General features: G+C 50.4%; 11 protein-coding genes. 1 reads left to right on the top strand and 10 read right to left on the bottom strand.

The genetic code is table 11. The features are described 5' to 3' along the window. The 8 genes from KXR87_RS20325 to flhD form a co-directional block, all read right to left on the bottom strand. Positions 1-773: hypothetical protein (locus KXR87_RS20325; RefSeq protein ID WP_437434022.1), on the bottom strand; the 773-nt coding region annotated here is incomplete at its 3' end. Between the two features lie 534 nt (positions 774-1,307). Continuing rightward, positions 1,308-1,874, bottom strand: coding sequence for a spore coat protein U domain-containing protein (locus KXR87_RS20320; protein WP_437434021.1), 567 nt, complete (start codon positions 1,872-1,874; stop codon positions 1,308-1,310). 368 nt (positions 1,875-2,242) lie between these two features. Further along, complete coding sequence (gene cheW, locus KXR87_RS20315) at positions 2,243-2,746, bottom strand: chemotaxis protein CheW (RefSeq protein WP_437434020.1); 504 nt, start codon at positions 2,744-2,746, stop codon at positions 2,243-2,245. 20 nt (positions 2,747-2,766) lie between these two features. Next, the gene (gene cheA / locus KXR87_RS20310; protein WP_437434019.1) at positions 2,767-4,809 is read right to left on the bottom strand and encodes a chemotaxis protein CheA; all 2,043 of its coding nucleotides are present in this window, start codon (positions 4,807-4,809) and stop codon (positions 2,767-2,769) included. A 4-nt stretch (positions 4,810-4,813) separates the two neighbouring features. Continuing rightward, the gene (motB, locus tag KXR87_RS20305; RefSeq protein ID WP_437434018.1) at positions 4,814-5,767 is read right to left on the bottom strand and encodes a flagellar motor protein MotB; all 954 of its coding nucleotides are present in this window, start codon (positions 5,765-5,767) and stop codon (positions 4,814-4,816) included. Continuing rightward, on the bottom strand, positions 5,764-6,651 hold the full coding sequence (gene motA, locus KXR87_RS20300; RefSeq protein WP_437434017.1) for a flagellar motor stator protein MotA: 888 nt from the start codon (positions 6,649-6,651) through the stop codon (positions 5,764-5,766). The genes motB and motA overlap by 4 nt, the downstream gene beginning before the upstream one ends. Before the next feature lie 128 nt (positions 6,652-6,779). Next, a complete protein-coding gene (gene flhC / locus KXR87_RS20295) occupies positions 6,780-7,358 on the bottom strand; it encodes a flagellar transcriptional regulator FlhC (protein WP_437434016.1) in 579 nt (192 codons plus the stop codon). A gap of 2 nt (positions 7,359-7,360) precedes the next feature. Continuing rightward, complete coding sequence (flhD, locus tag KXR87_RS20290; protein ID WP_437434015.1) at positions 7,361-7,714, bottom strand: flagellar transcriptional regulator FlhD; 354 nt, start codon at positions 7,712-7,714, stop codon at positions 7,361-7,363. 776 nt (positions 7,715-8,490) lie between these two features. Here flhD and uspC point away from each other — a divergent pair. Beyond that, positions 8,491-8,916, top strand: a complete 426-nt coding sequence (gene uspC / locus KXR87_RS20285; protein ID WP_437434014.1) for a universal stress protein UspC — start codon at positions 8,491-8,493, stop codon at positions 8,914-8,916. Positions 8,917-8,947: 31 nt separating this feature from the next. Here uspC and otsA read toward each other — a convergent pair whose 3' ends face one another. Then, the gene (otsA, locus tag KXR87_RS20280; protein ID WP_437434013.1) at positions 8,948-10,372 is read right to left on the bottom strand and encodes an alpha,alpha-trehalose-phosphate synthase; all 1,425 of its coding nucleotides are present in this window, start codon (positions 10,370-10,372) and stop codon (positions 8,948-8,950) included. Beyond that, positions 10,347-11,153, bottom strand: a complete 807-nt coding sequence (gene otsB / locus KXR87_RS20275; protein ID WP_437434012.1) for a trehalose-phosphatase — start codon at positions 11,151-11,153, stop codon at positions 10,347-10,349. Before otsB ends, otsA begins: the two co-directional genes overlap by 26 nt. Positions 11,154-11,306 lie beyond the last annotated feature (153 nt).

Raw genomic sequence — 11,306 nt, 5'->3', positions numbered from 1 at the left:
GGACTTCCCGGCGTTAAGCCTGTTGACTGGGAGGTCGCTCCCCAGGCGAGCTGAATACCAAAGCCTGTTGCCGTACTGCCACTGTCCAGCGCAATAACGCCACTGTTGGTGCCGACCTCGCTGGTTCTGGGTAGGACGGTCAGGACAAGACCCTTATTTGGCGTGTTAGCAGAGGTTCCGCTGATCGCATTGCTCGAATTAAGAGAATAGACCGGGTTATAGCCCCAGGCTTTAGGGCACTGCAGGGTAAAGGTGGCGTCCTTCCAGTCAGAGACCGACACGCCCGCATCATGTTTACCCATGTCCACCTTTTTAAGGGCAAAGTTACAGGTGCCAGGGTAGACCGTAAGCGCACCACTGACTGCTTTTGACTGCATAACCCAACTATTTGAATAAGCAGAAGTACCGTTGTCGGGTGCTGTCAGACTATTGCCAGGCGGGACATTCACCACCTCATAAAGTGTGGGGCCAGTAAACTGTAATGCACCACTGAGTGGAATTTCACTTCCCCCTCCCGAGGCCGGAATTTTCCAGAGTGTAATTTCAGCCGCCAGAGGGTTATCACTAAGGCTTGTCCAGTGATAATAACTGGTTGCGCCGCCGGGGTGAATGATGGCGGGGCTATCTTTCGTTCCGGTCTGGTATCCGGGTGACGATAATCCTGTTTTAAACGAAATACCCACGCCATTGACGGAGGTAGGGAATATCCATATACCTGAATAAGAAAGGGGTTGTTTATTATTGTATGGCTCTATGTATGTTACGGTCTGCATTTGCAGGTTGCCATTTATGTTGCACTGGGCACCCGTTCCTGACCAACGAAAGTAGGTCCAGGTCGCGAGTTTGGTGTATCCAGAAACATCACCTTCTCCACCGGCCGTGATAGACTGACTCTGAACTGGCAACACGACATTCTCAAGTGGCGAACCGCCTGAGCAGTTTACATTTAGCGCATGAGCACTCATAGAAACGTACAGAAATGCGAGTAACAAAAGCCTATGCTTCATTAACGCCCCCTATCAACCCAAAATAAGGAGATAATATTAGGGCAAAGGAACAGTCAGAAAATAAATTAGATCTTGCCAAAATGACTTACTTTGTTGCCATGCAGAGACAAACCAGGGCGTCAGTGTTTAAAAATCATTATGATAGTGGGTGATTTCCTGCAGCGTTAATAACGTCAGGCGAGATTCTATTTTCTTAAATAAAAAAGCACATTATTTTTTTGTAAATAAAGCCCGCTTTTTGCAAGTAAAATAATGTTTCGCTTGTCATGCTTTAGCGGCAAAGGTATTACCCAAAGCCCGTCAATAAATTACGCTTACATTGAGGGTATCGGTATATATACCAGGGATGACGGCAGCGTTATTTCCCTCGGCGAGAATACGTCCGTATAAGGTGTAATAATCGACGCCATCCGCCGTTGATGCACGGGGCAAAGGCATGTTGTTGCCAACTTCAGAACTGAAATTACCGTCGCTATAAAGTCGGTAGGCCACGCCCTGCGTTCTGTTGGTCGCGCTCATCAAATAACGTGCTGTACCGCCCGGTACCCCAATTGTCGTGGCTGGCGGCACGGTGTTGGTATTACCCGTAATAACAACGGCATAACTGTCGGTCGTGCACTGCACGCCGATGGCATTTGCCGCCTTTCCGCTTCCGGCAAGCTGGGTTGAGAGTTGGGAAAACGACGTTGGGCTGTCACCGAAATTAAGGCTACCGAAATTAATCCCGTTCTGATTCGACGTGCCATTAATCAGGCATCCATTGGTAAGCGTCAGACTTACTCCAATGGTTCCGCTGCTGACGGCGGCAAAGGTTAACGGCACCGGTAAGGCGGCCAGAAGTGTTGACAGGAGTAAATATTTCTTCATTCTACCGCTCCGGAAATGGCGTAAGTTATTTATAACCATTTAACAAACTGAAAAAATTAGCATTTCCATCGCGGCTGGTTAAAGCATGCGCTTAACCAGAGAGATCACTATGTGACTGGCGTAAATGTGTTTCCCGTTGTCGGTCATTGCAGTTGCTATTGCGGAACTGAAACAGGAGCAGGTATTTACGTCTGCCATCATTGAGAAGAATAATATAATAAGTTAAGCAGTATTAAAATGTGATTTACATTCGCTTAACTATAAAACCACTTCAATATGACAGGCGAACCAAAGAGAGATGACGCACAGCGTCGTGGCAGGAGAGAGGATGAAATGCTCTTCCGCCTGGGGCGGAAGAGCATTATGCATTACGCGACCTGCGTCGTTGCAATATCCAGAAGTGCCATTTCATCGCTGTTCAACAGCTTCTCGATATTTACCAGAATCAACATACGGTCACCCAGCGCACCCAGTCCCGTCAGGTATTCCGTTGACAGCGTGACGGCGAACTCTGGTGCCGGACGAATCTGGTCCGAAGCCAGTGATAGTACGTCGGAGACGCCATCCACGACGATGCCGACCACACGCTGACCAAAGTTCAGCACGATAACCACGGTGTTGTCGTTATACTCGACTTCGGTCTGGCTGAACTTCACGCGCAGATCGACAATCGGCACAATCACACCACGCAGGTTAGTCACGCCTTTGATAAAGTCAGGTGTATTGGCAATGCGGGTGACCTGATCATATCCCCGAATTTCCTGAACTTTGAGAATATCGATACCGTACTCTTCATCGCCCAGGGTAAATACCAGGAATTCCTGACCTGATGGCTCGCCCGCCAGTTTTGTTACATTACTCATACCGGTCATGTTTTTACCTTCTTACTCAATCAGGCGGCTGTGTGCGCCATACGTTGTTCGCGGTTTAATCCCTGCAGTGCCGAGACATCGACAATCAGCGCAACGCTGCCATCACCCAGGATGGTCGCTGCAGAAATCCCCGGCACCTTACGGTAATTGCTTTCAAGGTTTTTCACTACTACCTGATGCTGGCCGATTAACTGATCCACCAGCAGCGCGTAGCGACGACCTGCGCTTTGCAGGATCACTACAATCCCCTGTGTGGCTTCAGTTTTCGCACCCGTTACATCGAATACTTTCCACAACTCTACCAACGGCAGGTACTCACCACGCACTTCCAGCACGCGCTCTCCGCCCGCCAGCGGATGGAGGTCTTCATCACGGGGTTGCAGTGATTCCATTACGGCATTCAGCGGGAGGATAAACACTTCGTCACTCACTTTCACCGACATGCCGTCAAGGATGGCAAGCGTCAGCGGCAGCAGAATACGGATAGTGGTGCCTTGCCCCTGTTTTGATTTGATTTCAACGTGGCCGCCCATTTCCTGGATGTTACGCTTGACCACGTCCATCCCTACCCCACGACCCGATACGTCTGTTACCTGCTCTGCCGTCGAGAAACCCGGAGCGAAGATAAGCATTCCCACGTCTTCATCGGACATGTTTTCGCTTACCGCCATCCCCTGAGAAAGCGCTTTCGCAAGGATACGTTCGCGGTTCAGGCCAGCCCCGTCATCGGTCACTTCAATACAGATGTTCCCGCCCTGATGTTCCGCCGAAAGAATCAGATTACCCACCGGTGATTTACCCGCAGCAACGCGTTTTTCCGGGGTTTCGATACCGTGGTCGAGGCTGTTACGCACAAGGTGCGTTAACGGATCGATAATGCGTTCGATAAGACTCTTATCAAGTTCGGTAGAACTGCCCTGAAGCGTCAGCTCGACCTGTTTATCCAGCTTGCTGGCAAGGTCGCGGACCAGACGCGGGAAGCGGCTGAACACATATTCCATCGGCATCATACGGATGGACATCACCGATTCCTGCAGATCGCGCGCGTTACGCTGAAGCTGAGTCATGCTGGTAATGAGATCGCCATGATTAACCGGATCCAGCTCATTTGACCGTTGCGCCAGCATGGACTGGGTAATGACCAGCTCACCGACGAGGTTAATCAGTTGATCCACTTTTTCAACGGCAACACGGATACTGGTGGATTCGCTGGCGCGCGCTGGTTTCTCTGCGCGACCGGCAGGTTGTTCCTTCGGAACGGCCTTCAGCGCCGGGGGTTGCGTAACGGTCGGCGCAGCCTCAACGGCAGCCACCGGCGCAACGTCCACCGTTTCTTCTACGGCCACGGCAGGGGCGGCAGGCGCTGACGTTTCAAAAGCAATCTGATCCGGCTCAATGACAAAGCAAAGAACGGCGATAATATCGTCCTGCCCTACACCGCCATCAAGCGTCGCAGTGAGGGTGTCTTTGCCTTTCACCACGTCGCTTAAGGTGGCCAGGTTGCCGAGCTCTTCTTCGAGTAAATTGACTTCACCCTCTTTAAGGCCCGACAGAACGATGCGCAGTTTCCCCTCTTTTTCAGCCGCAGCGGGTGTTGCCACCGCGTCAACGGGCGCCGTGTCGACCACGGATAATTTCGCTCCACTGGTCGCGCCAGGTGCAGCTTCACCTTTGGCTTCCAGCGCTAACTGACGCAGCGCGTTACAGATATATTCAAAGCTGGCTGCATCGGGCTCGGTGGAGCTTTTATAGGCGTCGAGCTGTTCCTGCATAATATCTTTGGTTTCCAAAAACAGGTTGATAATGTCGGTATTGAGCTGCATCTCTCCGCGGCGAGCTTCATCAAGCAGGTTTTCCATCAGGTGCGTGGTTTCCTGCAAAATGGTGAAGCCAAACGTACCTGCACCTCCTTTTATGGAGTGGGCTGCACGAAAGATGGCGTTGAGCTGTTCGGAATCCGGCGCTTCAGGCACCAAATCCAACAGGTGCTGCTCCATATCCGCTAACAACTCGTCAGCTTCATCAAAGAATGTCTGATAAAAATCGCTAATATCCATGCTCACGCTATCACCTCGAGTCGGGTTGTGGCGATGTGGTAACGGCTGCCGCAGGTGCAGACGATGGCTCTGACGCCGCCGCTGCCTCCGGCTGTCTAATGACGCTTAGTGGCACATTCTGGCTTTCGGCGTTTTCGTGCAGAATGGCTTCTTCTGCTTGTTTGTTTAGCACCAAAAGGCTGATACGCCGGTTGATAGCTTCGTTTGCTCCGCGGGCAGCGAGTCGCATCGTCGCCGCCATGCCGATCACCCGAAGCATTTTCCCATCGTCAAGTCCCCCAACAACCAGCTCACGTCGCGATGCGTTTGCACGATCGGCTGAGAGTTCCCAGTTGCTGTATCCTTTCTCACCGTTGGCGTAGGGATAGTCATCGGTGTGTCCGGAAATGCTAATTTTGTTCGGTATTTCATTGAGTACCGGTGCAATGGACCGCAGTATGTCACGCATATAAGGTTCAACATCCGCACTCCCGGTTTTAAACATCGGTCGATTCTGGCTGTCGATAATCTGAATACGTAACCCTTCCTGAACAAGATCGATTTTCAGATGCGGCCGCAGTGCGCGCAGTTTAGGATCGGCTTCAATCAGTTGATCCAGCTCACCGCGTAACTTACTCAGCCGGTTTTGCTCCATGCGCTTTCTGAGATCTTCAATGTTCGGCTGTTTTTTTACTTCACCATGTTGCTGTGTGTAGTCATCGCCACCACCGGGAATGGGGCTATCGCTGTTCGAAATTCTCGGCCCCCCGGTGACCGCTGTCGCCAATGGCGTACGGAAATATTCGGCAATCTGAATCAGTTGCTTAGGGCTTGAGATCGAGATCAGCCACATGATTAAGAAAAAGGCCATCATCGCCGTCATAAAGTCGGCATAGGCGATTTTCCATGAGCCATGGGATCCCCCGCCATGTCCTTTATGTTTTTTGCGTCTTACGACGACGATAGGATGGGACTGATTTTTCATGCGTCCTCAGTCGTTGTCTGTTGGTTCGGGTTTCTTACCGCACGCACGTGCTCATCCAGCTCGACAAACGTTGGACGTTCGGTGGAGTACAGCGTCTTGCGCCCAAATTCAACCGCGATCGGCGGCGCATAGCCGTTAAGATTGGACAACAGCGTGATTTTCACGCATTGCATCATCTTGGTGGTCTCAGCACTTTTCTGACGCAGAACGCTCGCGAGTGGAGAGACGAAGCCATAAGCCAGCAAAATGCCAAGGAACGTCCCCACCATCGCATGGGCAATCAATGCCCCCAGCTCTGCTGCCGGGCGGTCCGCTGAGGCGAGGGTATGTACCACGCCCATTACCGCCGCAACGATACCGAACGCGGGCAGAGAATCCCCGATTGCGGCCAGCGCATTGGCCGGTACCTCAGCTTCACTTTCATGGGTTTCGATCTCTTCGTCCATCAGCGCTTCTATTTCAAAAGTATTCATGTTGCCGCTGATGATAAGTCGCAGATAATCCACGATAAATTCCAACATCGTACTGTCTGCGAGAATACGTGGGTAGCTGGCGAAGATTTCGCTTTCTTTAGGGTTTTCGATATCCCTTTCCAGGGAGAACATCCCTTGCTGGCGTGATTTCGCCATCAGGCGATAGAGCAGTGCCAGCAAGTCCATGTAGGTACTTTTGGTATATTTAGAACGACGGAAAAGTATGGGCAACGCTTTGATAGTACCCTTAATGGCTTTTCCGTTGTTACCAACGATAAATGCGCCAACACCCGCACCGCCGATGATGAGAAGCTCCGACGGTTGATAAAGTGCGCCAAGGTGCCCGCCGGTCATCATATACCCGCCCAGGACAGCACCCACAACCACTATGTAACCTAATACGATAAGCACGACATCATCCTTCCGCTAATGACTATGGCAAGGATAAACAGATGACTGGGTTTGTTTTTCCCAAAAGTCAGGCAAAAAAAAGCAGCGGTAAACTTCACCGCTGCTGGAGTTCTTCACACCTGATTCGGTTAAACAGCCTGAGCGATCTGTTCATCCAGCAGTTGTGGAATAATATCGGCAGCATCACGGGAAAGTTTACGTCTTTTTACCGCTCTGGATGGCGGTTGGCATAAACTGCACGCAAAGCTACCTACAGGCTGATGTGCATGGGTAATAAAATTACCGTTGCAGCAGTTGCAGCGCGATAACTCCAGCATTCCGCTTTCGACAAAACGGACCAGTGTCCAGGCGCGAGTCAGCGCCAGGAGCGGCCCTTCCTCAGGCTGAGGGCATTGTTCAAGATAGAGTCGATAGGCTTTAATTACTGCGTCTACGCCACTGCACAACCCGGTTTTTAATAAATACTGCCAGGCGTTACAGAACATAGAAGCGTGAATATTTTGCTCCCACGTCATAAACCAGTCGGTGGAAAAGGGCAGCATGCCTTTTGGTGGCGGGCTACCACGTAACTCTTTGTAAAGTTTAATGAGACGACCACGGCTGAGTTGGGTCTCACTCTCTAACATCTGTAAACGTGCACCAAGCGTAATCAGCTCCATTGCAAGCTGGATATCGCGTGCTTCCTGAACAATGCTTTTTTCGCTCATCGTTATGCCCTTTTCTTCCGGGCTGCAGCATCGCCACTTTGGCTGGATTCATTTAGCAAACGTGTAGACAGCAGGATGCCGGTATGGATCTGTTGCAAATCATCCACCCGCGACTCCTGAGTCAGGCGAGTGATGGTTTGATGATTGTCAAAACGGAACTGACAGATGACCTGATTGGTTTCGGCCAGTTTTACCATTTGCGGAAGTGTTAACTCGACCAGTGTGTTGGCCATTTCTTCATTGACGCCTAAGCGAAACATCGCTGAAGGTTTGTCTTGACTGATCAAACGCTGAGCAAGGAGCAAGTATGACAAATTGATGTCATAAATGTGTTTCAGCAACTCGGATGTATGCATTTTTCCCATCCCGAATAACCAACTTGTATCTTATGCGGTCAAGCCGCACCCCGTGATGTCGCCGGGAAAAACCCGGTATAAAAAAGAAAGGCTAAAAATGCATATCTAACTTAGGATTGGCGGGAAAGACGTCGATTTGGATGTTAGCGTCTTGCCACACTCTTAATCATTTCTTACAAAGAATTAAGATTTTTCCTAATTCGACGCAACTGTACTCGTAGGTGCTCTTACATACAATCTGGACAGCCACAAAATTTGAATATTATGTGATGCGTGTCACATAATTTAAGCTATTTCTTACAATAAATCTATCAGTCTGGCTTCTGATTTGAATATTTTTTGTTCTAACAAAGCTCTTTTCTATTCCTTTTGTGCGAATAGTCATGCAAAAAACTTGATAAATTGACAAAACTGGTCAGATGTCTACCCCTAAAAGAAATTCAAAAGCGTTAAAATGTTTCTAAAAAAGATACGTTAATAAAAAACCATTAAAAACAGGATATTATGCGATCAACACCGCTAATTAATTACAGGTGGCGATAATTTCAATATCGTTAATCGTGTTGATTAATAATTTCACTAATTAACTTAAAATCCCGAAAATTTTGGTTAAGTGTTTAAAAATTGTTAATTTGCACAAATACTGGGCATAGGTTTTATTAAGAATAATTAATGAATATTTATGACGTTCTTCACATCACTGCCATTTTCATGCCTTGCGCGGTTGGTTTAATCGGAGTAAAGCTGGTATGAGAGTCCTTTTTCAGGAGTAAGAGATGAGCTATTCGCACCTTCTTGTTGCGGTTTCCGTGTCACCTGAAAGCCATCGACTGGTCGCCAAAGCCGTGTCAATAGCACGCCCGTTTCAGGCGCGTCTTAGCCTTATCACCCTTATGGCCGATCCCGAAATGTATAATCACCTTGTTGCGCCGATGATGGAAAATGTGCGGGACGTGCTGAAGGAAGAAACGCAACAATTTGTAAATGAACTTGTCTCACGTGCTGACTACCCTATCGGGCAAACGATCATGGCCTCCGGTGAACTCAGCGAGCACATTCGTCATACCTGCCGTACCCAGGGTGTCGATTTAGTCATCTATGGCAATCATAATCAGGGGTTCTTTTCGCGGGCGACCTGCTCTGCAAAATCAATTGTCGGCAGCAGCGGTGTGGATGTCCTGCTCGTCCCCCTGGATGAGTAGTTGAGCTCCCGCCTTTGCGGGAGCTACGGCATTAGGCCAGTTTCGGGAAGGTCGCCACGTTGCTCTGCAGGTAGCTTTGCTCACTACGTGGCGTTATTCCCTTTAAATCGTCAATGAACCTCGCCTGCCAGTGATGGATGTCATTTTTGAGGATCACTTCCAGCATCTCAGCGTGGCGCGATATACGTTCAGCCAGGGGCATGGTGAGTGCTCTGTCCAGCGCGGCGGCCACATCATCACGATCGTAAGGGTTAACAATCAGCGCTGACGTTAACTCGTTGGCTGCGCCTGCAAACTGCGACAACACCAGCACCCCCGGGTTCGCCGGATCCTGAGCAGCAACATACTCTTTCGCCACCAGATTCATGCCATCACGCAGCGGGGTGACAAGGCCGACCTCGGCATAGCGGAAGACTTTCATTAAGACCTTGCGGTCAAAATGCTGGTTCAGGTAGTAGAGCGGCGTCCAGCCCAACTGACCATATTTACCGTTAATGCGCCCTGCTTCCGTTTCCAGCTGATGACGAATGTCCTGGTAGGCCTGCACTTCACCGCGCGACGTCGGGGCTATCTGGGTGTAGCGAATTTTACCGTGATGCTGAGGATACTTTTCCAGCAGCGCTTCATAGGCTAAAAAGCGCTCAGGCAGCCCTTTGGAGTAATCAAGGCGTTCAACAGAGAAGATATTTTTGACGTTTTTAAGCTCTTCTTTTAGCTGCGCCAGTTTGGGTGGCATCGGACCGGCGGCCTGTTGAGCAATCTCTTCAGGCTCAATACCAATCGGGTACACCTCGGTACGGAAGCTTTTGCCCCATGCCGTGTGGCTTTTACCGCTGCGCGTGGTAACGCGGGTCTGCGCGGAGACGGAATCGAGAAACGCCAGCCTGTCATTCTCGGTCTGGAAGCCGAGCAGGTCATAATCACACAGCGCTTCCAGTAACTCAGCATGCGGCGGAAGCGCATTGAAGATTTCAGGCGTCGGGAACGGAATATGCAGGAAGAAACCAATCTGGTTATTCACGCCTCTGCTTCGCAGTTCACGTGCAAAAGGAAGTAAATGGTAGTCGTGGATCCAGAGGATATCGTCCTCTTTAAGTAACGGCAGCAGTTTATCCGCCAGCAGCGCGTTGACGCGCTGATAGCCATCCCAGGCTTCCCGCTGGTAATTCACCAGGTCCAGACGGTAATGGAATGCAGGCCACAGTACCGCATTTGAGAACTGCGAGTAGTACTGATCATAATTCTCTTCATTGAGGTTAAAAGAGGCCCAGGTGATGTTCCCGCGCGAGACCTCATTGAGCGGCGCGTCCTCATCGCCAATTTCTCCGCTCCAGCCAAACCATAACCCTCCGGTCGCTTTCAGCGCCCCGAGAATACCTACTGCCAGGCCGCCTGCGCTGGCTTTTTTATCATCGGGCGGTGCAATACGATTAGATACTACGACTAAGCGACTCATAGCCATCTCTCCTGTTTATTAACGTCTTTTCTTCTTCTAATTGATGGTCGGTGATACGTTTTAGCCACTGATGAACACCTTTTACATCGTCTATACGGTAGGCTGCCAGGGTACGTCCTGCACCCACCTTGACCGAAATACCCTTGAGGCGATTCACCACGTCAAAGCCATGCTCATCGGTCAGGTCATCGCCAATAAAAACCGGTGTACGCCCCTGAAACGGTGCTTCCTGCATAAATGTTTCAATGGCCGCACCTTTATCAATCGCGGCTGGCTTAAGCTCAATGACGCATTTACCGGGCTGCATCGACAGTTCGGGGTAGCGCGCCACCATCTTCATGGCCAGAGCGCGGATCTCTTCTTCATAGTGCAGTGCCTGGCGATAGTGCAGCGCAAACGCCATGCCTTTGGCTTCAAGTTCGGTACCGGGCAGTTCCGCCAGTCTGGTAGCCAGTTCATGCTCAAGCGGCTGAACCACGCTGAGCGGCAATGACACCCGGTGCGTTTCACCATTGATGTCGCGGCGCTCGGCCCCATGCACCCCGGCGAGCGGGAAACGATGGGGTGAAGCGAGCTGGTCCAGCTCAGCCATTGAACGCCCTGAAATCAACGCCAGCGCCCCATTGTTTGCGCCTGAAAGCAGTGCAAGCTGCTCCAGAACTCTGGATGGAATGAATACCAGGTCCGGATGCGGTTGGATATCAGCGAGGGTGCCATCGAGGTCGAAAAAAAAGGCAAAATCACCCGAAATTACAGGCGGTATGGATAACGTGTCAGCCACCCTGGACTCCTCCTTACAGTGTGAGCGAAAGGCTTTTATCAATAACCTTTCATTATCATTAGCCATGTAAGTATAGACAGTGTGACGGCGCTCGCCATTTTATGCTGAACCCACCTACCGAATTAACGGTAGATGGGCCGGTTGAGATAAAGC

The organism is Yokenella regensburgei (assembly GCF_051486985.1).
GTDB lineage: Bacteria > Pseudomonadota > Gammaproteobacteria > Enterobacterales > Enterobacteriaceae > CBFFRJ01.
The sequence above is the reverse complement of the archived record's forward strand: the minus strand, read 5'-3'. Positions and strand labels throughout refer to the sequence as shown.